Origin of the sequence: Winogradskyella schleiferi (assembly GCF_013394655.1) — a bacterium.
GTDB classification, from domain to species: domain Bacteria; phylum Bacteroidota; class Bacteroidia; order Flavobacteriales; family Flavobacteriaceae; genus Winogradskyella; species Winogradskyella schleiferi.
Window position 1 is genome coordinate 1,081,938 of record NZ_CP053351.1, and the last position, 25,810, is coordinate 1,107,747.

The 25,810-nt window shown below is 34.9% G+C and carries 21 protein-coding genes; 9 read left to right on the top strand and 12 right to left on the bottom strand.

Annotated features, from left to right (window positions below):
• Positions 1-11: 11 nt before the first annotated feature.
• The 5 genes from HM990_RS04710 to ftsY all read left to right on the top strand — a co-directional run bounded on the left by HM990_RS04710 (position 12) and on the right by ftsY (position 3,298).
• On the top strand, positions 12-1,256 hold the full coding sequence (locus tag HM990_RS04710) for a competence/damage-inducible protein A (protein WP_178987836.1): 1,245 nt from the start codon (positions 12-14) through the stop codon (positions 1,254-1,256).
• Between the two features lie 170 nt (positions 1,257-1,426).
• Positions 1,427-1,663, top strand: a complete 237-nt coding sequence (gene rpmB, locus HM990_RS04715; protein ID WP_178987837.1) for a 50S ribosomal protein L28 — start codon at positions 1,427-1,429, stop codon at positions 1,661-1,663.
• Positions 1,664-1,690: 27 nt separating this feature from the next.
• Positions 1,691-1,873 carry a 50S ribosomal protein L33 gene (gene rpmG, locus HM990_RS04720; RefSeq protein ID WP_020896723.1) on the top strand — a complete coding sequence of 61 codons (183 nt, stop codon included), beginning with the start codon at positions 1,691-1,693 and terminating at the stop codon, positions 1,871-1,873.
• 9 nt (positions 1,874-1,882) lie between these two features.
• A complete protein-coding gene (locus HM990_RS04725) occupies positions 1,883-2,035 on the top strand; it encodes a DUF4295 domain-containing protein (RefSeq protein ID WP_008271041.1) in 153 nt (50 codons plus the stop codon).
• A 288-nt stretch (positions 2,036-2,323) separates the two neighbouring features.
• Positions 2,324-3,298, top strand: a complete 975-nt coding sequence (ftsY, locus tag HM990_RS04730) for a signal recognition particle-docking protein FtsY (protein WP_178987838.1) — start codon at positions 2,324-2,326, stop codon at positions 3,296-3,298.
• Positions 3,299-3,315: 17 nt separating this feature from the next.
• Here the strand turns inward: ftsY and HM990_RS04735 are convergent, their stop codons facing one another.
• Positions 3,316-3,999, bottom strand: a complete 684-nt coding sequence (locus HM990_RS04735) for a DUF6090 family protein (RefSeq protein ID WP_178987839.1) — start codon at positions 3,997-3,999, stop codon at positions 3,316-3,318.
• A gap of 106 nt (positions 4,000-4,105) precedes the next feature.
• On the opposite strand from HM990_RS04735, the gene HM990_RS04740 reads away from it, so the two are divergent.
• Positions 4,106-5,779 (top strand): amidase family protein, encoded by a 1,674-nt coding sequence (locus HM990_RS04740; RefSeq protein ID WP_178987840.1) that lies wholly within the window; start codon positions 4,106-4,108, stop codon positions 5,777-5,779.
• On the opposite strand, the gene HM990_RS04745 is transcribed toward HM990_RS04740, so the two are convergent.
• Positions 5,776-6,855: a serine hydrolase domain-containing protein gene (locus HM990_RS04745; RefSeq protein WP_178987841.1), complete on the bottom strand. Its 1,080-nt coding sequence runs from the start codon at positions 6,853-6,855 to the stop codon at positions 5,776-5,778. The genes HM990_RS04740 and HM990_RS04745 overlap by 4 nt on opposite strands.
• A 125-nt stretch (positions 6,856-6,980) precedes the next feature.
• Between HM990_RS04745 and rimO the strand changes: the two genes are divergently transcribed.
• Positions 6,981-8,288: a 30S ribosomal protein S12 methylthiotransferase RimO gene (gene rimO, locus HM990_RS04750; protein WP_178987842.1), complete on the top strand. Its 1,308-nt coding sequence runs from the start codon at positions 6,981-6,983 to the stop codon at positions 8,286-8,288.
• 58 nt (positions 8,289-8,346) lie between these two features.
• On the opposite strand, the gene HM990_RS04755 is transcribed toward rimO, so the two are convergent.
• The 6 genes from HM990_RS04755 to HM990_RS04780 form a co-directional block, all read right to left on the bottom strand.
• The gene (locus tag HM990_RS04755; RefSeq protein WP_178987843.1) at positions 8,347-9,471 is read right to left on the bottom strand and encodes a PepSY-associated TM helix domain-containing protein; all 1,125 of its coding nucleotides are present in this window, start codon (positions 9,469-9,471) and stop codon (positions 8,347-8,349) included.
• 58 nt (positions 9,472-9,529) lie between these two features.
• Positions 9,530-11,953: a TonB-dependent receptor gene (locus HM990_RS04760; protein ID WP_178987844.1), complete on the bottom strand. Its 2,424-nt coding sequence runs from the start codon at positions 11,951-11,953 to the stop codon at positions 9,530-9,532.
• A 454-nt stretch (positions 11,954-12,407) separates the two neighbouring features.
• A complete protein-coding gene (locus tag HM990_RS04765) occupies positions 12,408-13,250 on the bottom strand; it encodes an aldo/keto reductase (protein WP_178987845.1) in 843 nt (280 codons plus the stop codon).
• A 65-nt stretch (positions 13,251-13,315) separates the two neighbouring features.
• Positions 13,316-14,317 (bottom strand): alpha/beta fold hydrolase, encoded by a 1,002-nt coding sequence (locus tag HM990_RS04770; RefSeq protein ID WP_178987846.1) that lies wholly within the window; start codon positions 14,315-14,317, stop codon positions 13,316-13,318.
• Positions 14,318-14,362: 45 nt separating this feature from the next.
• Complete coding sequence (locus HM990_RS04775; protein ID WP_178987847.1) at positions 14,363-16,654, bottom strand: TonB-dependent receptor family protein; 2,292 nt, start codon at positions 16,652-16,654, stop codon at positions 14,363-14,365.
• 28 nt (positions 16,655-16,682) lie between these two features.
• Positions 16,683-17,978 carry a PQQ-dependent sugar dehydrogenase gene (locus HM990_RS04780; protein ID WP_178987848.1) on the bottom strand — a complete coding sequence of 432 codons (1,296 nt, stop codon included), beginning with the start codon at positions 17,976-17,978 and terminating at the stop codon, positions 16,683-16,685.
• A gap of 236 nt (positions 17,979-18,214) precedes the next feature.
• Here HM990_RS04780 and HM990_RS04785 point away from each other — a divergent pair, with 236 nt between their 5' ends.
• A complete protein-coding gene (locus HM990_RS04785) occupies positions 18,215-19,336 on the top strand; it encodes a M23 family metallopeptidase (RefSeq protein WP_178987849.1) in 1,122 nt (373 codons plus the stop codon).
• Positions 19,337-19,339: 3 nt separating this feature from the next.
• Here HM990_RS04785 and HM990_RS04790 read toward each other — a convergent pair whose 3' ends face one another.
• From HM990_RS04790 to HM990_RS04805, 4 genes are all read right to left on the bottom strand, one after another.
• Complete coding sequence (locus HM990_RS04790) at positions 19,340-19,882, bottom strand: DUF4287 domain-containing protein (protein ID WP_178987850.1); 543 nt, start codon at positions 19,880-19,882, stop codon at positions 19,340-19,342.
• Positions 19,883-19,908: 26 nt separating this feature from the next.
• Positions 19,909-20,502 (bottom strand): SET domain-containing protein, encoded by a 594-nt coding sequence (locus tag HM990_RS04795; RefSeq protein ID WP_178987851.1) that lies wholly within the window; start codon positions 20,500-20,502, stop codon positions 19,909-19,911.
• A 29-nt stretch (positions 20,503-20,531) separates the two neighbouring features.
• The gene (locus HM990_RS04800; RefSeq protein WP_178987852.1) at positions 20,532-20,903 is read right to left on the bottom strand and encodes a VOC family protein; all 372 of its coding nucleotides are present in this window, start codon (positions 20,901-20,903) and stop codon (positions 20,532-20,534) included.
• Positions 20,904-21,412: 509 nt separating this feature from the next.
• On the bottom strand, positions 21,413-23,902 hold the full coding sequence (locus HM990_RS04805; RefSeq protein ID WP_178987853.1) for a M14 metallopeptidase family protein: 2,490 nt from the start codon (positions 23,900-23,902) through the stop codon (positions 21,413-21,415).
• Positions 23,903-24,202: 300 nt separating this feature from the next.
• Between HM990_RS04805 and bshC the strand changes: the two genes are divergently transcribed.
• Positions 24,203-25,807, top strand: a complete 1,605-nt coding sequence (gene bshC / locus HM990_RS04810; RefSeq protein WP_178987854.1) for a bacillithiol biosynthesis cysteine-adding enzyme BshC — start codon at positions 24,203-24,205, stop codon at positions 25,805-25,807.
• Positions 25,808-25,810: the final 3 nt, after the last annotated feature.

Sequence of the window (25,810 nt, forward strand, 5' to 3'; positions counted from 1 at the left end):
GGGTTTAATAAATGCAAGCAGAAATCATTACCATTGGAGATGAAATTCTCATTGGTCAGATTGTAGATACAAATTCGGCATTTTTAGGTAAAGAATTTAATAAGGTCGGTATATCAATCTATCAGATAACCTCTATTCAAGATGACAAATCGCATATTCTAAAAGCCCTTAAAGAAGCTGAGGAAAATGCAGATATTATTATCATCACTGGAGGATTAGGACCTACCAAAGATGATATTACCAAACACACTATTTGCGAATACTTTAATGATACATTAGTTGAAGACAAAGCCGTTTTGGCAAATGTTGAAGCTATTTTTTCAAAATATGACATACCACTTTTAGAGGTTAATAAACAACAAGCCCTAGTGCCGTCACAATCAAAAGTATTGATGAATTATAATGGCACTGCACCAGGCATGTGGTTAGAGAAAAATGGAAAAGTTTTTGTATCGCTTCCTGGTGTACCTTATGAAATGAAAGCTTTAATCACAGAGCAAGTCATCCCAAAGTTAAGAGTGCAATTCAAGTTTCCTTATATTATGCACAAAACTATGTTGACATATGGTCTTGGAGAGAGTTCATTGGCAGAACGTATTGAAAAATGGGAAGATAATTTACCGAACTTTATAAAATTAGCTTATTTACCAAGTTTGGGTCGTGTAAGATTACGATTGTCAGGGAAATCTTTTGATAGAAAGATGCTCGAAGACGAAATTCAAAATCAAGTCAATTTAGTATTACCGCAAATAGAAGATGTATTCGTTGGTTATGAAGAAGACGAATCTATAGAAGCTGTAATCGGAAAACAATTGACCATAGCAGGAAAAACATTAGCCATAGCAGAAAGTTGCACAGGAGGGCGAATTGCGGAATCGTTTACAGCAATTGCAGGAGCTTCAGCCTATTTTAAAGGCAGTGTGGTCACTTATGCCACGGAAACTAAAGTGAAACTATTAAACGTTTCGGAAACGGACATTCAAACCCATTCTGTTGTTAGTAAAGAAGTGGCAGAAGCCATGGCAAAGAATGTGAGAATTTTATTCAATAGCGATTATGCCATAAGTACCACTGGCAATGCTGGTCCTTCAAAAGGAGATTCAGATGCTGAGGTCGGTACCGTTTGGATTGCTATTGCCACAAAAGATAAGGTTTATTCTGAAGTTTTTAACTTTGGAAATCATCGGGAAAAAGTCATTGGCAGAGCTACAAATAAAGCGTTTGAAATGCTGCAGAAACTTTTTTTGAAAAAGTAGAGTTTTATGTTTGTTGAAACGTAAAGTTTTATTAAATTTGCACCCTGTTTAAAATATCCATGTTCGGATTTTAGATTCTTAATACCACTGTTTACAAGGATTACCCTAAAAAACAATAACAAAATTAGGAATTAGCAGAAAAACAATAATAGACCTAAAGAAAGAAAACAATGTCAAGAGTTTGTGAACTTACTGGGAAAAAAGCGATGGTTGGAAACAATGTTTCTCACGCTATGAATAAAACAAGACGTACATTTGATGCTAATTTGATCAAAAAACGTTTTTACATTCCTTCAAAAGAGAAGTGGGTAACATTAAAAGTTTCTACATCTGCATTAAAGACTATCAATAAAATTGGTATCGAAGCGATGTTAAAAGAAGCTAGAGCAAAAGGATTTTACAAATAATAGCGTTTACGCTTAAGTCAATTTACAATGGCAAAAAGAGGAAATAGAATACAAGTGATCTTAGAGTGCACAGAGCACAAAACTTCTGGTCAACCAGGAACTTCAAGATATATCACAACAAAAAATAAGAAGAATACGCCAGACCGTATGGAGATTAAGAAATTTAATCCTATCCTTAAGCGTATGACAGTTCATAAAGAAATTAAATAATTAGGAGACATGGCAAAGAAATCAGTAGCGTCTTTACAGACAGGATCAAAGCGTTTGACAAAAGCGATAAAAATGGTAAAATCACCTAAAACTGGAGCTTACATGTTTGTAGAATCAGTAATGGCACCAGAATTTGTCAATGACTTTTTAAACAAAAAATAAGCTGTAATTAATTTACAGCGATTACGAAACTGCTTTCCTTTGAAAGCAGTTTTTTTGTTATATTTTGTTTTAAAAGTTGTGATATAACACATTAAAGCCATTGATTGAATAAATCCCGCCATTGTAGCGGGATCTTTTACATATATACCCAAAATATTAATTATATTTGAGAATACCTGACATCTTAACAGTAAATTACTAGAGGCAAGATTGTTGTAATGTGGTAATTGTAAATAATAGTCTCACACTGAGCTTGTCGAAGTGCTGATTAATAACCTAACAACCAAAATGAGTTTTTTTAAAAAAATATTCTCCTCCGAAAAGAAAGAAACACTAGATAAAGGTTTAGAGAAATCTAAAACTTCGTTTTTCAGTAAACTAAACAAAGCCGTTGCAGGAAAATCTAAAGTCGATGATGACGTTTTAGATAATCTTGAAGAAATCTTGGTAACAAGTGATGTTGGCGTCAATACAACCTTGAAAGTTATTGAACGTATTGAAGAGCGTGTCTCAAAGGATAAATACTTAGGAACCTCTGAGTTAAATCAAATTCTGAGAGAAGAAATCGCAGCCTTATTGTCTGAAACCAAATCTGGCGAAGAAACCGAATATACAATTCCTGAATTACCAAAACAAGCTGATGGTTCTAAAACACCTTATGTACTTATGGTCGTGGGTGTCAATGGTGTAGGTAAAACTACGACGATTGGTAAATTGGCTTATCAGTTTAAAAAGAAAGGGTTGAATGTCGTACTTGGAGCAGCTGATACCTTTAGAGCTGCAGCCATAGACCAATTACAGGTTTGGGCAGATCGCGTAGAAGTGCCAATGATAAAACAAAAAATGGGATCAGATCCTGCTTCCGTAGCTTTTGATGCTGTAAAATCTGGAGTTAACCAAAATGCAGATGTTATAATTATTGATACAGCTGGTCGTTTGCACAATAAAGTGAACTTAATGAACGAGTTAACTAAAGTAAAGCGTGTAATGCAAAAAGTGGTCAGCGATGCACCTCATGACGTGTTATTGGTTTTAGATGGTTCAACCGGACAAAATGCCTTTGAACAGGCCAAACAATTTACAGCTGCTACAGAAGTAACGTCCTTAGCAGTAACCAAATTGGATGGGACAGCTAAAGGAGGCGTTGTGATTGGAATTAGCGATCAGTTTCAAATACCTGTAAAATATATTGGCGTAGGCGAAGGCATTGAGGATTTGCAAGTCTTTAATAAGTATGAATTTGTGGATTCTTTTTTTAAGTAGATTTAATTTGAATAGCTTTAAAATGCGACTAGCTCATTATTAATTTTTTCGACTATTGATATATTTCTATTTCTAATTGAACTAGTTATAGAAATTAAATATTTATGTGCTGCTATTTTATAATTAATTAAAGTATTCAATTTTTTTTTATTTAACTCATCTGTAATAAAGGTTGTGTCTTGTATTATAAAATCTTCGTTTATAGGGACATTATTCTCAATGAGATATTTTTCGATATAATTCAGAACAAAATTTTCTTCCCATTTAGCATTGGTAGTTAAAGTGCCTAAACCATTTTCATAATATCTAATAATAGCAGATCTTAGCGAGTCACTAGATATGGATTTTATTTTATTACTAGATTTTAAACCTATATAACCAGCATTTCTGGGTTCAAAACCTTGGTATATATTTAATTTATAAAACAGCGAATCCAAGCTGGATGTAGGAATACTATTATTTTTCACCTTATCAAAGTAAATCTTGGAGTGATTATGAGAACCTATTAAAAAATCAAAAGCTTGTTGTTCTTGTGTTAAATCTTTTTTGATTTGTATAAGGATACTTTTTTCTTCTACTTTAGCTATGCGAGCTTCATTAAGATTATTTACTTTTAGAGCTAATAGTATACCTATCATAACTAAAAGTATTTCACCAAAGGCATATATCAAGTATTTCCCAATCTGTTTTTTTAATAACATATTGAATCTGAATTTTCTGAATAGCTTCATTTGAAATTATATTTTTAAAAGATAGTCATTTTCTTAATTAAAAGGTATTATTAGTATTTTTATAAAAACATCAATCATGCGCAATTATCTTTTTATCCTCGTTTTACTAATTATTTGTTCTTGTAAAAACAACCAATCCTCAGATCCTCGTACTGCAATTGAAGCATCAAAAACTAAGATTGATAACACTGATGTTGGAGATGATGATATAAGTGCCATTTCTACTAAAGATTTCAGGGACTTTAAAGTATTGGATTCTGAGAATTTAACTAATGCAGATATTTGGTATACTATAAATCCCCAACTAGAAAACTTTACAGAAGCGGACTACAAGTGCTTGAAACCTTATATTTTAGAGAAGGATATTACTGAGCTGCAAGTCAATCGAACTAGGAATAAATTTACCTATGAAGAACTAACGAAGTTCTATTTGTACCGCATTAGGAAATTTGACAGAGAAAATCCGTCGTCATTAAATGCGGTAATTGCCATTCATCCTGATATAATAGATGAAGCAAAGCATAGAGACCAAGAATTTTTGAATAAACAAATGAAACATCCAATCCATGGCATGCCGATTCTTTTGAAAGATAACGTAAATGCCTCAGGTATGGCAACAACAGCCGGCGCAATAGCTTTACAAGATAATTTTGCGGAAGATGCTACTATCGTCAAACAACTAAAATCAAAAGGCGCATTAATTCTTGGCAAAGCGAATCTAAGCGAATGGGCTTATTTCTTTTGCGGTGATTGTCCTAGCGGTTACTCTGCTGTTGGTGGTCAAACTTTGAATCCTTATGGAAGGCGCATATTTGACACAGGTGGTTCAAGTTCGGGAAGTGGTGTTTCTGTAGCGGCAAATTTTTGTGCTGCCGCTATCGGAAGTGAAACAGCAGGATCTATTTTATCACCTGCAAGTCAGAATTCGGTTGTTGGATTAAAACCCACTGTTGGTTTAGTGAGTCGCAGCGGCATAGTACCTATTTCATCAACTTTGGATACAGCAGGACCAATTACGAGAACTGTAAGAGATAATGCCATTGTACTCGATGCCATTTATGGTTATGATAAAACCGATTCAAAATCTGCTGATTTTAAAATATCACCAAGCTATTATAAAAAACCTTCGATGAGGGCTTTAGGAGGAAAACGTTTCGGCGCGCCCAAACGATTATTGGAAGATTCATTATATGCCAATGCGCTCAAAGTCTTAAAACATCAAGGTGCTGAAATAGTTGAAATAGAGGAAGAAAAATTAGAGCTTCCAAATTTCATTCGTTTGTTAAATCTTGATATGAAAAAGGATTTACCAGTATATATGGAAGGTTATACCAATACAAATATTAAGCTAAGAACAGTTTCTGATGTCATGGAATTCAACCTTAAAGACTCTCTAAAAACAATGCCTTATGGCCAAAATTTATTTAAGGGTATTGCAGAGGATGAGGGAGATGCTACTTATTTAGAACGCATTAAAGACACTTTGAAAACTAACGGTATTCAGTATTTCGATAAGCCAATGGTTGCAAAAGATCTAGATGGATTCTTGTCAATAAATAATAATCATGCAGGTTTTGCTGCTGTTGCGGAATATCCTGCGCTAACGGTTCCTATGGGATATACGAATGAGGGAGAACCTAAGGGGTTAACGTTTATAGCGAGACCATTTCAAGAAAAACAGTTGTTAGAATGGGCTTATTGTTACGAACAAGCATCTAAAGCTAGAATTGCACCAAAAGGTTATAATTAATCAATCAACGCATTAAGCTTTGCCCAAAACTCGTCATCAAAATCGGATAATCCAAAATTCACATCATCAGCAGATTCTCCCATTCTGATGACCACTAAGTTTTTGCTTGGCACCACGTAAATCTTTTGGTCGTTCTTACCTAATGCAGCATACATATCAGTTGGTGCATTTGTGATGAGCTCACCAGGAAATTCAAATTGAGATTGTGGTAAATGATAAGTTGATTTTCCGTTTAGCCACCACATATAACCATAGGCTTCATTAATGGGCTGTGAGGTGTTTGTAGCGTCGTTCAAATAAGATTCTGGTATAATCTGTTCCGTTTCCCATTTGCCATTTGCGGAAATTAATAATCCGAACCTTGCCATACTTCTGGTATTGCTCCAATAAACGCTTAAGCCTCCAATGGGTATCCAGCTTCCGGACATACCAATTTTATTTTTAAGATTGTCATCAAAATAAGCGTCCCAAGTTGTGTTGCTAGCTTGGGCCACAACATCCTGTAATTTCACATACACATTATGATAGGCCCAACGATTACCAGCATCTGCAACGTATTGCAAATTACTTGGAGAAACATCGTCGCCCAAGGTGTCATCCAAACCAGAATTCATGGACAATAAATTTTTGCAAGTAATGAGATTCTCTTTGTCCACTGGCGCACTCGTCCATCCAATACCCAAATAATCTGACACTTTATTGTTAATGTCTATTAATCCCTGGTCTTGCGCAATTCCTGTAACTGCTGTGGTAAGCGTTTTTCCAGCACTAGCCCAATACCATGGTGAAGAACTTGTATGACCATTAAAATAATGCTCTTCAACTATTTTTCCATCATGAAGCATCATAAAGCTTTTGGTGTTCTTTTCTTCTAAAAAATCTAAAAGAGGTTGAAGTTCAGTTTCATTCCAATTTAATTCTGCAGCCGTTTTGGTTTCCCAAGTATCAGAATTTAAGGGTGGAAAGTAAATCGCTTCACTTTGTGGGTCTTGGTCTTCTGGAGCACTGTCGTCACTTGAACAGGATAAAACAATGAATAAAATCAATAAGATTGAAGTAAGTTGACGTGGTTTCATGGTTAAGTTTTTATTTAAGACCTATAAATATACAAAAGGTTTAAAACCAAGAATTTTACAATCGTAAATCTACAATCATATATCGTAAATCATTCCGTATCTTTGCAAACTGATTTATAAAAAGCATGAGGACCAAAACTATAAAAAAGAATAGAATCAACGTTGTTACATTAGGCTGTAGTAAAAATGTTTACGATAGCGAAGTATTGATGGGACAACTAAAAGCAAGCGGAAAGGATGTTGTCCATGAACAGGAAGGAAACGTTGTGGTCATTAATACTTGTGGTTTTATTAATAATGCCAAAGAGGAAAGTGTGAATACCATTTTGGAATATATGCAGAAAAAGGAGGATGGCGAAGTTGATAAGGTATTTGTAACAGGGTGCTTAAGCGAACGTTACAAGCCAGATTTACAAAAAGAAATCCCGAATGTAGATCAGTATTTTGGAACAACAGAATTACCTGGATTATTAAAAGCACTTGGTGCAGATTACAAGCATGAACTTATTGGTGAACGTTTAACAACTACCCCAAAAAACTACGCTTATCTTAAAATTGCCGAAGGCTGCGATAGACCATGTAGTTTTTGTGCTATTCCAATTATGCGCGGAAAACACAAAAGTACGCCTATTGAAAACTTAGTAACCGAAGCAGAAAAACTGGCAGCCAATGGTGTTAAGGAATTGATCCTTATTGCACAAGATTTAACGTATTACGGTTTAGATATATACAAAAAACGGAATCTTGCGGAATTATTGGAGAACTTAGTCAAAGTTGAAGGTATTGAATGGATTCGATTACATTATGCTTTTCCGACAGGATTTCCGATGGATGTGTTGGATGTTATGAAACGTGAACCGAAGATTTGTAACTATTTGGATATTCCGTTGCAACATATTTCAGATGACTTATTAAAATCCATGCGTCGCGGAACTACAAAAGAGAAGACCACAAAATTAATTAAGGAATTCAGGGCTATCGTTCCAGAAATGACCATTAGAACCACACTTATTGTTGGCTATCCTGGAGAAACAGAAGCCCATTTTGAAGAACTTAAACAATGGGTTTCCGAAATGCGCTTTGAACGTTTAGGCTGTTTCACGTATTCCCATGAAGAAAATACACACGCTTACAACTTAGAGGATGATGTGCCAGAGGATTTGAAAATGCAACGTGCCAATGCCATTATGGAAATTCAATCGCAAATTTCTTGGGAACTGAATCAGGCCAAAATAGGGCAGGAGTTTAAAGTGGTTATAGATAGAAAAGAAGGTAATTATTTTGTTGGTAGAACCGAATTTGATTCGCCAGATGTAGATAACGAAGTATTGATTGATGCGACCAGAACCTATTTGAAAACAGGCGAGTTTACTACCATTAGAGTTATTGAAGCTGAGGATTTCGACCTTTATGGCGAAGTAGTGGCATCGTAAGTGAAGTCTATGGATTGATTTTTATGGAGAGCTTGTAATGTAGATTACGTTTGAAAATCTATTCTGTTTTCTTATTTTTATAATTCCGACCATACCATAATAAAATACCGGTAACTGGAAGGGTTGCCGTTAATAAGCTAATTATAAAAGCTAGAATCTTGCCTGCAATACCTCCAATAGCACCAATATGGATGTCATAATTCATTCGGAGTATTTTATCTGCTAATTTGGCGTCTTTATATTTTCCATAAATACCTGGAATTTCAATTTCTTCTAAAGTATTTTGATCAAAAAATCTGAAATCCGTATCGTAGTATAGGCCTTTACTATTAGATACTTCCACATAAATACTTTCGTCTTTACTTTTTGGATAATGTAGTTCGTAAGATTCTGCTTCAGGCGATTCTTTCTGTAGTTTTACAATCAATCTATCCATAGGTAAACCCTCAGTGCTGCTTTGATTTTTACTTTTGTTATCAGGAATAATAAAGGCAGCTACTTTCTCTCCACCAGTAGATTTATATACAACATATTTTAACCAATTGTAAGACATAACGGAACCCGTAAATGCCAAAACTAATGCTAAGGAACAGATATAAAAACCTACAATAGTATGTAAATCGAAGTTTTTACGTTTCCAACGTGTGGTTTTTTTCCAATCAAATTTTAGTCGTTGCTTTAAGTTTTTAAGTTTTTTGGGTAACCAAAGGATAAAACCTGAAATTATAATTAAAATAAAGATAAGAATTGACGCGCCCACCACTTGTTCACCAAAAGCTTTTGGTAACCACAATCTCGTATGACCTTTTAGAGTAAAAGCAAAAAAACCTGAAAGATGATCTTCTACTTGAATAACGCCGCCACTATAAGGATTCAAGAAAACACTCTGATAAAATTCTGGATCTGCATCATAAAAAATAACCTCAATAGCATCATCTGCCTTTTTAAAAAGTGTACCATGAACAGAATTATCTGGGAAAACTTCTTTAGCTAAAGCTTTTGCTTCAGTAGGTGTTAATATGGATTGTTCTTGTGGTATGACTTTTGTATAATCGTCATATAGACTTTCAATTTCATCCCTAAAAGCCCAGCAACAACCGGTAATTGCAACTATAAAAACAACAATGCCTGTTACGAGACCTAATATTTTGTGTAATTGAAAAATAAATTTATTGAATGTCATTAGCCTAGAATTTAAATGAGCAACTCTTTTTCAGAGTCGCTCATTTAGTTTTTAATAATTAAAATTTGTATGAAATATTCGCAAATAATGCCCTTGGAGTTTGTGGATTAATGGTTGTCCAACCTTTATAGTATGCTTTGTTAAAGGCATTGTTTAGTTTTAAACCAATTCTATAATGATCGCCTTGATAGAAAATAGATGCATTAGCAATAGTGTAACTTGGTAGAATAAACTCAACTGTAGATTCATAGTTTATGGCAAAGCGTTCACTTGCGCCATTACCTCCAAATCCAAGTCCAAAACCCTCTAAGATGCCCTCTTGAAATTCGTAATTTGCCCAAAAGTTGTAGAGTGTTTCAGGTCCTGCTTCCAAAGGTCTTTTATTTAAAATTTCAGTGTTGTCAGATACAGTTGTTTCACTATCGTTATTACTATAACCTGCTCTAATATTTAAGCCTTTAGTTGGGTTGGCATTAATTTCTATTTCAAACCCTTTACTTACAACTTCGCCACCTTGAATTTTGTTGAAAATTGATGACGGATCAGTAATGACGCGATCTTTAACGGTGATGTCATAGTAGCTAATTGTGGCATTCAATCGGTTATTGAATAAATTCGTTTTAATTCCAAACTCTAGTTGGTTGGCCTGTTCTGGGTCAAAAGTTTTAAGGGTTTGTGGACCGTCATCAGGATTACCAACCAATTGTGGGGCAACGTTTGTAAAGCCATTTTGGAAGTTTCCGAATACAGACAGTTTACCTTTTATCGGTTGATATACAATTCCGAATTTAGGTGATAGTGTCGTTTGGTTATAGTCATCGTCAGGAGTTACCAAATCACCTTCATTATCAAAATGATCGAGACGTAAACCAACCATAACTGAAAATTTTTCAGTAATATTTACAACATCTGAAGCATATAAGCTATAAATGTGGTACTTAGATTTAGCGTTACTAACGCCTTGGGAAGCTAAAGCTGCATCTACTCCAGATGTGGATAATGGATACAAGTCTGTTTCAACTTCTGCCGTAAATGGGTTGTCGCCATTGGCACCACTATCCGGAGTGATGTTACCGTAAAATACATAACCAGTACTGTTGTTGGTTTGGGTTTCATTAAAGTAGTCTAATCCAATGACCACTCTATTTCTTAAAGATGCCACTTTAAAATCACCTATAAAGTTTTGCTGAATATCTGTGGTTTGCGTATTGGCATTTTGTTTATTGATATACCGTGAAAATGTATTGCCACCTAAAACACCATAATCAAATAAATAGGAATAATAACCTTTTGTAGAAGTGTTGCTTTTAGAAAGTAAGGTTTGCGATTGCCATGTATCAGACAATTTATAATCCATTTCTACTCTATAATTTTGGGTCGGATTTTCTAGTGCTAAATCGTTACTGGTAAAGGATAGTTTATTGTTATAGCTTAACTCATCAAGATTTGCAGCTTCTGTGGGTGCAGATCGGTTTAAAAACAAAAATGTTGGATTGGTTTGCTCGGCTTGGGTGATTTCGCCATAAAAAGAAAAGGACAACCTATTGTTTACTTTATAAGATAACGATGGAGCGACAAAAAACGATTTTCTAAAGCCAGCATCTTGAAAACTTTGCTCAGTAGTATAAGCCGTATTTAATCTAAAATATAAATTGTCCGCTTTACTCAAGGCCGTGTTAAAATCGCCTACTATTTGGTTTAAGCCATAGGTACCAGAAGTAAAAGATAGTTCACCGCCTGTCCCAACATAAGGTTTTTTGGTGACTACATTTATTAATCCACCGTACGAACTCACGGCATTTCCAAACAATGTGGCAGAAGGGCCTTTGAGGACTTCTATACGCTCGATATTTGCAGGATTAATTGTACCATTTGTCAAACCTGGTAGGCCATTTACTAATTGTGGTTGTACAGAAAAACCACGAAGCGAATAATAACCAGCGCCATCGCCACCACGACCAGTAGAGGTCCAAAGTTGTTCTATACCTGTAGCATTTTTTAAAGCATCGTCAAAGTTTGTCACCACTTGGGATTGCAGCAATTCGTTGGTTATTGTACTGTAAACTTGTGTGTTTTCAATATCTTTTAAAGGAAGTTTTGAAACATAGGCTGTTTTCTTTCTTGAAAATTTGTTGCGACGTTCGCCATTAACAAGGACTTCACTTAAAATTTCGTTTCCTTCGTAAAGTGTAATGGTACCTAAATCAACAGTTTGATTATTGGAAATTGTAATAGAAAATTCTCTGGTTTTAAATCCGACGTAAGATAATGAAATTATGTAATCTCCATGCTCTAAGTTAGTTATTTTAAATTCGCCATTTGCATTGGTTTGAGCGCCTTTATCTGAGTATTTTACAGAAACATTGACGCCTGAAAGCGATGCTATGTTAGCATCGGTAACGTTTCCAATTACGTCTGCAGATTGGGAAAATGAGATGTTTATGAGTATAAGAAATGCTAGGGTTGTTATTAGTTTTGTCATTTGTTTTTATTTAGACTTAATATAAATAGTTAATTTTTGACAAAAATATTTATGTCTTTTAAATAAAACAAATTATTTATAACAATTCTAAATAAAAATTTTTAGTGGCTTGATAATGAGATGCTGTGAAATGTATTTTTTCATTTAATTCTTCAAGATTTTAGGTTTTTAATTGAATTTTGAGCACTTCAATGCGTTCGTTAATGTGAGGTTTTAGCTATAAAATAAAGACGTTTTGATAGATACGATGAATGCTTATTTGAAAGCAAAGGAGTTTACAACTATTTAAGATGTTGCCCCTGAAAACTTCGACTTTTACGGAGAAGAAGTGTCATTTTTAGCGAAGTTGAAGGGCTTATTTTTATGTACAGCCAAAGCCAACCTAGTTTATAGCGGAAGACTTAAAATATAGCGTAAAGTCGTAAAATTCAAAGTATATTTTGAAAATACGAAATCAAACCCTATCTGGCCAAAAATTGGGATGCTCTCCGCTAAATCCGAATTCAGGTAGATTATTGATGAGATTCATTTCTTCATTAGATAACTCAAAATCAAATAGATTGATGTTTTCTTCAATGCGTTCGTCTGTGGTTGATTTAGGGATTGCAATGACCTCATGTTGTACTATCCAACGAAGGCAAACCTTTGCTACAGAGGTGTCATGCGTTTTTGCTATTTCTTTTAAATGTTCATTTTCAAAAACTTCGCCTCTTCCTAATGGCGACCAGGATTCGACAGCAATATTTTGTTTTTTGCAATAATTGACCAATTCTTGCTGCCAATAGCCTGGATGAAACTCAATTTGGTTAACGGCTGGCTTCACTTTGGCAGTCGCGAATAAAGCTTCAAGATGTTCTTGAAAAAAGTTGCTCACACCTATGGATTTTATTTTTCCATCAGCTTGTAACTCTTCCATAGCACGCCATGTCTCTGCATTCGTTTGTTGCCAATTATCATAATTTTTAGCATTGGCAGGCCAATGAATGAGGTATAAGTCAATATAATCCAATCCCAATTTTTTGAGGGATTTTTCAAACGCTTCCTTAGCAGTTTTGTAACCTAATTCTTCACGCCATAATTTGGTGGTCACAAAAATTTCGTCTCTTGGAATACCACTCGCTTTGATGCCTTTTCCCACAGCATCTTCATTACCATAAGCTGCTGCTGTATCTATTGACCGATAACCGTTTAAGAGCGCATGTTTAACAGCGTCAATGCCTTCTTGGTCCTTGGCTTTATAGGTTCCAAAACCGACAATCGGCATGGAATTCCCGTCATTTAAAAGTATGGTTTTCATAATTTAATCTTTATTGAATTTAATGTTGCTGAACTGATAGTGAGTTCAATACATATAAAATAACACTATTGATTTAAAAAGGTAATCAATGGTTTAATGAATTTATCAAATTTTTCAATATGAGGTAAATGGCCGACGTTTTCCAATTCCACTAATTGTGCATTAGGAATTTTCTCTTGTGTTTGTTTACCTAATTCGTCATATAATCCCATGGTTTTTCTTACATCTTCAGAAACAAGTCCTTTACCCAAGGCGGTTCTATCTCGTGTCCCAATTATTAAAAGCGTCGGAACAGTAATGTTTTGGAATTCATAAACAACAGGCTCTGTAAAAATCATGTCATAGGTTAAAGCGGCATTCCATGCTATAGTTATATAGTTGGAATTTAACGTCCAACCTGCCAATAAGTTCACCCATTGATCGTATTCTGGCTTCCATTTGTTATCATAATAATTATTCAACTGGTATTGTTTTATGCCTTCAGCAGTTTTTTTAAGTTCATTGTTATACCACCATTCTATGGATTTGTATGGGACTTTGAGTTTCCAGTCTTCTAATCCTATAGGATTTTCCAAGATAAATTTTTCTACCGTGTTAGGATACATTAATGCAAAACGTGTGGCAAGCATACCTCCCATGGAATGGCCTAAAATAGTAGTTTTCTTAATTTTTAAAGTATCCAGAAGTGTTTTGGTATTTTGTGCTAATTGTTGGAAGGTATAATGGAAGTGCTCCGGTTTAGAAGATTTTCCGAATCCAATTTGATCTGGTACAATAACGCGAAACCCTTCTTTGGTCAACGCATCAATAGTTGTTTCCCAGTAGGCACCATTAAAATTTTTTCCATGAAATAACACAATGTTTTTTCCATTGTAATTTTCAGGCTTTACGTCCATATATGCCATCTTTAATTCTTGCTCTTGAACGTTCAATTCTAAGTTAAAAACAGCATATGGATATTTATAATTTGCTAATTCAATGTCTAACCATTGCAAACTATCGGTTTGTGCCTTGGTCATTTGAAATGCAGATAAGAATGTCAGTATTACTAAGAAATGTTTTTTCATTTTGTATATGTTTAATTCATCAATTTTGGTCTCATTCTTCTACAACTATATTTCGTATGCAATTTTAAAACCGGTAAACCAATTTCGTGGAATTCCAGGGTAATAATATCGTGGTTCGGAATTACCGAAACCTACGGCATTTATGAGTATAGACGAGGCATAATTTGCATCCAGAAAGTTATTAATACCAACATTGATTTCAATATCAAAATGCTTAGTAATTGCATTTTTATAGGCTACTTTAGCATTAAATACGGTATAATCTTCTGAATATAATGTGTTGGCATCGGTTAAGGGCATCTCTCCAATATGAATAAAATTAGTGTTTAAATTTAAGTTTTTAAACCCAAATTGAATACCACCATTCACTTTAGTATCTGGGACACCTGTTAGTTCATTTCCTGAATAATCATTTTGGTCATCTACAAAATCAATGAATCGGTGATCTGTTAATTCGGCATTGATGTATGGTGAACATAAAAATTCACTGGCGAATTTATAGGTATAAGAAGCAGAAAGCTCAATACCTTTATGTTCAGTTTTACCTGCATTACGACCAATATATTGGTCATTGCCAACACGATCTGCCACGAGTAAATTATCAATATCAAGTAAATAGGCAGAAAGTTTTAGTCTTAGTTTCCTTTTGAATAAAAAAGCTTCACTTCCAATTTCATAATTGAAACCTGTTTCTGGTCCTAACTCAGGATTTATAACACCATCTGGCGTCAATGTTTCTTCAATAGAAGGATAGTTAAAACCTCTGCTTATATTGGCATATATATTAGAATTTGCAGTCAATTGATATAAAATATTCAAATTAGGAGCAATTATCGGATCAAAATCACGATCTGCATTTTTTTTGTCTTCTCCGCTATTAAATTCATCTGTAAATTTGTAATTGGTCGTATTAAAATTGATACCCAATTGAGCTTTTAGTCTTTTGGAAAATGGTAAGGTTACAGTGGCAAAGGCGTTTAGGTTGTTTCGGTTTTCTATATTGTCACTAAGTAATTGTCCTTCTAGACTTCCTTTGTTATTGTTATCTTCATATAAATTCTCTATGGTTTTCCAATTGTACTGATCGCTATAAAATTCACCTCCAAAACTAAGATTGGCTTTCTGATTTAAGAATTTAAAATCTTTTGCGAAGAGCGTTCTGGCGCCATAGCCATTTGTATATTCATCCAATATGTTAAACGGACGCGGTTCGTAATGATCGAGGTAACTGTAGAAAACAGATGTGGTATTACTAAAATTATCCGAAAAACGATGGGTATAATTAAGGCCAACTAATACTTGCTTGTTATCTTCAAATCCTTGTGCTGCGTTCCATGTAAATGCTGCTTGTGAAGAATCTTCATTAAATGCAGTTTCGCTTATGGAACTCGGTATCTGGGCAAAGTAATCCGTATAATTTATTAAAATGCCCAATTCATTTTTAGCGTTAAATTTATAATTGGAAGTCAGGAAAACCGCTTTTCGATTATAATTGCTGTTGTCACGAAATCCGTCTAACTTTAAATGGTCATAATTAAGATTAATCGCTAATTTTTCATCTGCAGTAGCCATGGAAACATTGTTTTTTAGCAATCCAAAACTTCCAACTGTAAGATTACTTTTAAAATAAGATTCACCTGCCGTAGCTTGTTTTGAGTTGAGTAGCAATGTACCACCCAAATTTGTGCCGTACTGCGTCGCTTTTGGGCCTTTTACGATTTCCAAATTTCCGATGTCCTCAGGGTCAAACGCATCGATCGACGTTTCTCCAATACCGTTTGTAATTGGAATGCCATTAAAATAAGCACGTATTTTATTGGTGCCATAAAGCGTACGTGATCCAACACCTCTAATTACGATTCTATTGGTGTTAATAGCGCCACTCTGAATATAAACGCCAGGTGTTTCATTAATTGCGGCCACCAAATCCAAGGGACTATATTCTTCGAATTTTTGTGCTGAAATTTTGACTGTAGGAATAATAACCTGACTTTCTTTTTGATAAGTAGAAGAGATAATTACCTCCTCAAGATCTAAAGTTTTTTCTAAAGCAGACAGTTTGATTACTGAATTGTTTTCAGATAAAGTAACTGTTTTAATATAATAGTAAGGATGATTTAGTTCTATTTTTAAAGGTAAGTTCAGATTTTCGGATAGGGTAAAAATACCGCTATCATTAGTTTCAGAAATCACTTCATCATTTAAAAGGATAGCGACACCAGAAATGGATGAGCCTGAATGATCTATCACGCGACCGCTTATATTTTGGGTGTAGGAAGATTCAATTATGCCCATTGAGAACATAATTGCTATCATTTTCAACGTTATAAATTTCATGGTAATCTAATTTCTGGCTTCCGAGATACTACTTATTATAGCTCACTTTCCAAATGATATTTCCAGCATCATCATTTACTAATAAATCTCCAGAAGGCGTGACGGCAACACAAACTGGTCTTCCATAAACATCAGTGTCATCATCTTCTGCAATAAAGCCTGTTAGAAAATCTTCAGGTTTCCCTGTAGGTTTTCCATTTTCAAAAGGTATAAAAACCACGCGATATCCAGAAAGTACGGAACGGTTCCAAGAGCCGTGTTGACCAACGAAAATACCGTTTTTATATTTCTCAGGAAAATTTCCGTCGTCGTAAAACGTGAGTCCAAGCGATGCCGTGTGTGGCCCAACAGAAACATCGGGAACTATGGTTTTTGCTACAAGTTCTGGTGCTTCGCCTTTTAATCGTGGATCTTCAATGGCACCATAATACGCATAAGGCCAGCCGTAAAAGCCACCTTGCTTAACGCTTGTAACATAGTCTGGCACAAGATTGTCGCCAAGCTTATCACGTTCGTTTACGGCGGTCCAAAGTTCACCGTTAACAGGGTTCCAATCCATACCTACCGGATTTCTCAATCCACTAGCGTATATTTTTTCATTGTTTCCATTGAGATCTACTTCCAGAATATTGGCGCGACGAATTTCTTCTTCCATGCCATATTCACCAACATTACTAGCGGAACCGACCGAAATATAAATCCTATCTTCTGCATCATTGGTTATGATATTTCGGGTCCAGTGATGATTGTAGCCACCAGCAGGAAGATCCACTATTTTTTCGCCTTCGGAAGCGTTTAAAGACGTTTGACCTACCTTATAAGGATATTTATAAAGGCCGTCTGTGTTGGCAACATAAAAATGATTTCCAATTATTAACATTCCAAAAGGTTGATTTAGGTCATCCAGAAATGTTTCTCGAAGTTCTATCGTACCGTCATTTTCTTTATCTCTCAAAAGCGTAATAAGTCCTGCACTGTCTTTTGTATTTGCCTCACAGACAAATAGGTCTCCATTAGGACGAATGTACGTCCAACGTGGGTTTTGGAATCCGTCTGCTAATTTTGTGACCGTAAATCCTTCGGGTGCCATTGGTAATTTGCCTTCTGGCCAATCTATAAGATCATTTGCGTTCCTTACGGATTCTGTTGCATAAGGTGGAGGTAATATCAATTGACCTATTGCGGTCTGTACGGTATCGGGTGATTTATCAGAGATCATCTCTTTTTTTTCTTCAGATACAGCCATTTCTTTTTCTCTGTTCGTTTTACAGGATAACAAAAAGACTATGGTCAATATTAATAAGAGGGATTTTTGAGTTTTCATAAACAGTGATTTTTTTTCAAAGCTAAGGCATTCCTTAAGATTCTTTTACCTCTATAGATTTATGAATGAACTCTAATCAATTCATTAGGTAGAACTAGTATTTTAAATTTAGAGTTTAGAGATGCCATCATTTTGAGATTTCTATGACCAGAACAATTTACATATTAAACTCTGATTCGCTGTTTTTTTAGTCTTTTTATAACAATTCTTGGTATGGTTTGTGTTTATTTTTAAGTATGAAATTCAACTCTAAAATTCTAATCCTTTTTCTGTTCTTAGCATCTTGTAAACAAGTACAGAAAGTTTCTGACGTAATTACGAAACCTTCAGCAAGAGAAGTTTTTGAGCGTACTTTAGATGATAACGATAGTCTTTTTAAACGGTATGAAGAAACGTATACCAATGCGAAACAAAATCATTTAAAGTTAGAATTACCGTCTACTTTAAATTCAAAGTCCGATGCTTCGGATTTTAGGGTTCTCGCTTACACTTTAAACTTAAAGCGAGGAGAACGTTTCAAAATAGAATCAAATATCACGGCGGATAGTTTACAATTGGCAATCGATTTATTTGCGTTTGAAAACGATTCGGTTATTTCAAAAAAAACAATCATTTCAAATCAACCAATGACAAATCGTTTAGAGTTTGATGTCACTAAAACAGGATCATACAAAATAGTAATTCTTCCCAATCGAAATAATAGTAGCAACTTTGGACTGAGGTTATTTACGGAATCTACTTTAGTATTTCCAGTGAGTGGAAAAGACAATGAGGCTATACAGAGTTTTTGGGGCGCATCGCGAGGTGGTGGCAGTCGTTCCCATAAGGGTGTTGATATTTTTGCAAAACGTGGAACGCCTGTTGTGGCTGCGACCAATGGTTTTATTTCCAATACTGGTAATCGAGGCTTGGGAGGTAAACAAGTATGGCTGCGCGATGGAATTTTCGGTCAGTCCTTGTATTATGCGCATTTGGATAGTATTGCGGTTTCTACCGGAGAACGAGTGAAAGTAGGAGACACTCTAGGATTTGTTGGAAATACAGGAAATGCCAAAACCACGAGTCCGCACTTGCATTTTGGAATTTACACTAAAGGAGGAGCTGTTGATCCGTTGCCATTTGTAAAACTAACGGACCGAATTGAGTTTGAAAACCACTCTTTGTTTATGAAAGGTGAAACACGACTGCGAAAAAATGAACTCAGAATTGGAGCCGCTGTCAAAACCGATAAACTTCAAGAATTAGAACAGAAAACCCAAGTTGAAATAATAGGAAAAACAGAACGATGGTTTCATCTTCGAGTTAATGACAGCTTGCAAGGTTTTATGCATGAGTCCTTGGTAAAGGAAATAGAGTAGTGGTTAGTCTGCTAGTTCATACGCTTCTTTCATCCATCCAATCAATTCATCATCAACGTCTTCAACTGACGTGATTTGAACGCGATGCGTGCACATCGTCCCAAAAGGTCCAGAATTACCTAATTTATCTGTGGTTGGTTTGTTTGGCAATTTTAATCCTAGATCTATTCGGGTTTTTGTAGCTGGTTTTATCAATACAAATTGTCGTTTTCTAATGACGCTTACACTGGTTTTTTTTGGTGTGATGGTAACATCGTCTCCAAAATTCTCTACGACCGAAATTAGTTTTTCATAGATAGGAACTAAGGTTTCTTTGCCTTTATATTGATTAGATACCAAGTCGTCAGGAGAATCATTTCCGTCTTTAGAGAGGTTTACAATAGTATTGGCAAAGCCGTGTGTAACTCCATGTTCTTTTTTTAGAAAATTGACGCCTTCAGAATGCTTTTCAAAGGCTTTTGTTTTCAGTATTTTTTTCCATTGGTCTAATGATTTACCAGTTTTCTCTGGCATATTATTAATCATGGTTTGTAGTGCTTGTTCCATTTGAAGATTGTTTAGCTAAATTAAATTTACAAAGATTTTTCGTTGTAATAATTATGAAAGATGGAATCCATGGCTTCTTTTCCATTCGCTATACGTTCTATTTTTTGCCATAATTCGTGTTTTATTAAATCTTTTAACGGTTGATTGTAATCAACAATTTTATTGAAAACCTTTTTAAGTTGTGTGTCCCAAGTCTTATGGAAGTTCACTAAATCATCTGGATAGACCACCTTTCTATCTGTTCCTTCGTCAACAGGTTCGAACGGTTCGGTAATATTTAAATAACCATAGTCATCGGTCAATTGTTCTCCTGGCTGAATATCTCTAATTGCAATTTCAAAATCATAAGCAGTGGTTAGGCAATTGGATTTAAAACTATGGTTTACAAAGCGTCCGTTGTCCCAACATAAAATAAAGTTTCCTTTGTTGTTTCTGTAAGAATACATATCTAAAATAGATTTGTAAATCGGATCCATGGCATTAAATGTTTCAGGTGTAAATTCCCTATCCAATTTATCTAAAATCCAAGTTATAGTGCCGACAGGCATAAATTCCGTTGCTACAACACCATAGCCAATGTCTTCGCTTATAAATTTTAATTCCGTGTTTGGATGTATCATAAGTTGCTAAAATAAAAGGCGATTTACTTTTATATATGTTGGTCAATTAAAATAGCATTGCCATCTGGATCCAGTACCACAAAACTTGCAGGACCTGTAGTGGTTTCGTCAGCTTCGTGTTCTAATGTAATCCCTTTTGATTTTAAATGCTTTTGAATCTTACGGACATCATCAAATTTTTCGAGCGTATTGGCATCTTGATCCCAACCTGGATTGAAGGTTAGAATGTTATTTTCAAACATCCCTTGAAAAAGTCCTACGAGTGACGTTTCATTTTTCATGATGAGATAATTTTTGTCTAACTCTCCAGCAAAAACTGAAAACCCTAAGGTTTCGTAGAATGCTTTTGAGGCATTAATGTCTTTAACGGCAAGGCTTATAGAGAAGGCTCCTAGTTTCATAATGTTTTGATTATTTGTTAGTACTTTAAATATAATAAAACTAAACCTTACTTATGATATGGTTTGCCTAAAAGTCAATTAATTAGTGTCTGAATCCACTGAAAATTATATTGTGTCTAAAAGGTTTTAGCTTCAATTTTCAATTGTTATAAATGCCTGCTTTTTTGTCTCATACTGCTTGGTATAATAGTTAACTCTTCTTGAAGACACTTGCCCATAATCCTCTTTGGGAATTAGGTCTTTAAATATAAAAAGATGAATTTTTTATAGTTCTTTTTTAAGCATTAAATAACCGTACTAATCCTCAGAACCAAATGCTTTAAGCTCTAATTGATGTAGCAAACTTTTGTAATGTCTTAGTTGCGCATTTGTAATTTTGGATGGATATCTGTAAGAATGAGCGTTGGAAATTTATATACTTCAATAAAAAACAGAATTATAATCAGTTAGTTACTATTAAGTCTTGATTCTTAGGTCTAGAAGCGAAGCGGTCTTAAGTCTTTTTATTTTCACAACTCATAAGTATTATTATTGACCAAGAAAACCGCATTTACCAGAAATAACTTCCCATTTTCCCAAAAGCTTCTAAAAAGTGGATTATCTACCATATAAATAAAACTACCGTTGCCCATGCGTTCTTCACCAAAAATCAACGTCTCGTCAAGTTTTTGTAAAGCATTTTTACCTGCAAAACCTGAATATACCTTAGTGTCGTTTAAGTACGTTACATTATAGCCACTATCCAATAAACTGTATGCCGAACTTCCTAATTTGAGTGTGAAATAGTTATCGTCATAACCAAATGCCATAGGATGTGTGTAATCTACTTTGGCATTGAAAATCGCCCCTGTAATAAGATCGTTGCTGGATTCACGCTCACGATTTGCATATGCTGTTAGATTTTTGTTTTTTTCAACATTGTCAACAACGTCAAATGGTTTGAAGTTTAAATTAAAGCCATCTTTACCAGCAAAACTTCTCAAGGCACCATCAACTGCAATCACTTTTCCGCCAGCATTTACCCACGTTTTCAATTTTGTTAGGTTTTCGTCGGTTAGTACTTTTTCATAATCGCCGTTTGGTAGAATCAATACGTTGTATTTGTTTAGTTTGGTTTTGCTAAAATCATCGGTGTTTATTGATGTCAGTGGATAATGTAATTGCTGCTCAAAGAAATGCCAAATCTCGCCATAACTTAAAGGGGATGTGCCGTCTCCAGAGAGAATAGCTACCTTTTGTTTGTTTACCAATTTAATGTCTGGAGAACCAATATCCGGAGTGGTTTGCGAAAACCCTGTATAAATTTCTGTCAATGGTTGTGCATGGTCTTGAGCAATGGTATTTAACTTCGACACCATTTTTTCAATGTGTTTATTGTCGCCTTTTGTTATGATTATAGAACCGCGTTCAAATTTTTTGTCTTTTGAAGTAAATGGTTTTTCGGTAAATCTAACTTTGAAATCTTGCTTTAATAATTCAGCTAAAAACTTAGCATCTTCTATGGAATTCCATTTGCTCACATAACCGTAAGCATCTTTCAATATTTGAAGTGATTTGCGTTCGGCCAATTTACTGCTGCTCACTTTTGTGGTGCTCGCAATAGCGTCCAAACCGAAAGCATAAGGTAAAGACCATGCTGTAATATCGTAGGTTAATGAGTCTGAAAGCATGGTGTTGGGTTCAAACAAAACTTTCACCATTTTGCCTTTTGGTTGATCGCTGTGAATAACCATAGCACTTTCATCCACAGAAAGGCTACCTGGTTGACCTGTCGCATAATTAAAACCTGAAACTTTAGTGCTTTTTGGATTTTCGAACCTAATATCGTGCTTGTTTAAAAGTACTTTTAGGCTATTCAATTTATCTTCATTGCCATTAACCACGTAGCTTTTATATTTTAAGTTGGAATTATTAAAGAACTTCCCAAATTCAGAATTAAGTTTTTTTGCATTTCTTGAAGCCATTTCAACGGTTGAAATTCCTGTGGTGGTGTGATGCGTCAAACGTTCCACTAAAGTTAAAACGTGTCCCTCATCATTCAGAATTCCTAATCCAGCCATACCGTGACCACCTTGTTCGTAGGTCATTCCCATGGCTCCCATAAATGTTGGATAGGTGTCGCCATAACTGGGATATAACAAATCGAAACGTTCCCTTGTAAAAAACAACCAACCTTCTGCATCAAAATATTGAGCGTGATTTTTTCCAATTTGTGTTTGAAAATCGCGTTGCCAATCCGTAATAATTTCATGAAACGGTTCTGCTGCAGGTGCAAAATAATAAGGTTCGTTGATGCCTTGCTCATGAAAATCGACATGCACATGTGGCATCCATTTATTGTAAACTTTCAGACGTTGTTGTGTTTCCACTTGCGTTGCCCAAACCCAATCCCTATTCAAATCGAAAAGGTAATGATTTGGTCGTCCGCTCGGCCAAGGTTCATTGTGCTCACTGGCTTGTCGGTCAATATCGTAAGCTGCACTCTTTGTTTCATTATACCAATTGACATAACGATCGCGACCATCTGGATTCACACTTGGATCAATAATTACAACTGTATTTTTTAGTAAATCTTGGTGTTCGGTTAGCAACTTGTATAGTGTTAGCATGGATGCCTCTGTGCTCGATGCCTCATTGCCATGCACATTGTAACTTAACCAAACAATTGCGATGTCAGTTGAGCTTGGCTCTCCATCCAACAAACCTGTGTTTTTCAGATTGTTTTCACGAATCGTTTCAAGATTTTCAATATTAGCTTCACTTGAAACATAAGCTAAATACAAACCTCTGCGCTCATTGGTTTTTCCATAGGTTTCGAGTTTTACCTGATTTGGAACAGTATTGGCCACTGATTTAAAATAATCGATAACTTGATGATGACGACTAAATTGTGTTCCTATTTCATAACCTAAAAAGTCACTTGGAGATTTGATATTTTGAGCTGATGTTAAGGTGAAGCTACCAAAAACCAACAAGAGCACTAAAACTACTTTTTGCATTTAATAAATTATTTTGATTGAAAACGAACTCGTTTAAACGTTTTTTGTTAAAGCGAACCTGCCTCGCCGTCAGACAGGAATTAGTCATTTTGTGACCAATTGAAGGCTTTTTTAAGATGCATAGCATCGCTACGGAACGAAAAAAAGACAATTACTGGGTGCAAAAGGGTAATCTTTTAGCTAATTGAAAATATTTAAATGAGTTCAGTGAGTAAAGATAGTTAGTGCAATTGAATTAACTAAAAATTAGTAATTAAAAAATTGAAGAGCCTTATATTTATGCCATAATTTGAGATTAGTATGCCAACCGATTATATTCCATTTAGAGAAACGAATTATTTCTCAAATTTTATTTGTGATTATTTAGACCAAAACCCTGAATTAAAGGACTTTTATCATCATTTTCCTAATTTGGAAAATTTTGAAGCGCAAATCGAGGAAAAGCGCCAGTCTGGTCATGTGTCAGAATCACATCGAAAAATTTTGGTAAATACATTAAAGTCACAATATAAAAATCTTGAAACTTCAGATTTAACTGCGGAACATATAGAACTTTTAAATTCTGAAAATACCTTCACAATTACTACTGGTCATCAACTGAATTTATTTACGGGACCACTTTATTTTCTATACAAAATTATTTCAACAATAAACCTGACCGAACAATTAAAGGAAATTTATCCTAAAAATAATTTTGTGCCAATTTATTGGATGGCTTCTGAAGACCACGATTTTGAGGAAATCAATTATTTCAACTTTAAAGGCAAGAAGATACAGTGGAATTCTGAGCAAACTGGTGCTGTTGGTCATTTTAATACGGAAGGTTTAGCGGACGTTTTCGATGTTATTTCATCTGAATTTGGAGCAGGAAAGAATGCAGAACAACTAAAAACTTGGTTTAAAGAAGCTTATCTAAATCATGATGATTTGGCGGATGCCACTCGCTACTTAGCGAACGAATTGTTTGGCGAATACGGATTGGTGATTTTAGATGCTGATGATAAAGAATTGAAACGTTTGTTCATTCCACAGATGAAAAATGAATTGCTAGAAAAAGTAGCTTTTGAAACCGTTTCAGAAACTAATAAAAACCTGGAAGCCTTAGGATTGAAAATTCAGGTTAACCCAAGGGAAATAAATCTGTTTTATATTAAAGACGGTTTACGGGAACGTATTGTTGAAATTGATGGCAACTATCAAGTTTTGGAAAGTGACATGAGTTGGAGCGAGGATGAGTTGCTTCAACATTTAGACGAGTTTCCTGAAAGATTTTCGCCCAACGTTATTATGAGACCGCTTTACCAAGAAGTTATTTTACCAAACCTCTGTTACATTGGTGGAGGCGGAGAACTCATTTATTGGTTACAATTAAAATCTAATTTTGAAACACAGAATGTTACGTTTCCAATGTTATTATTACGTAATTCAGCTTTAGTAAAATCTAAAAAGCAAGCTGAAAAACAAGAAATATTAAATATATCAGATAAGGATCTGTTTTTAGATAGACATTCTTTTATCAATAAAAAAGTCCGAAAAATATCAAATATTGACATTGATTTTTCGGAGCAAATTGAACATTTAGAATCCCAATTCAAACATCTTTTTGAGTTGGCAGAACAAACAGATAAATCGTTTTATGGCGCTGTAAAAGCACAAGAAGTAAAACAGATTAAAGGTTTAAAACATCTTGAAAAGCGATTACTTAAAGCCCAAAAAAGGAAACTCGCAGACCAAATTGAACGCTCTACAGAATTACAAGAGCAATTATTTCCTAATCAGAGTTTACAAGAACGAACTATTAATTTTTCAGAATTGTATTTGGAATATGGAGCGGATTTGATTCCTGAATTGAAGAATGCCTTAACACCCTTAAAAGGAGAATTCCTAATTTTAAATTTAAAATAAGTA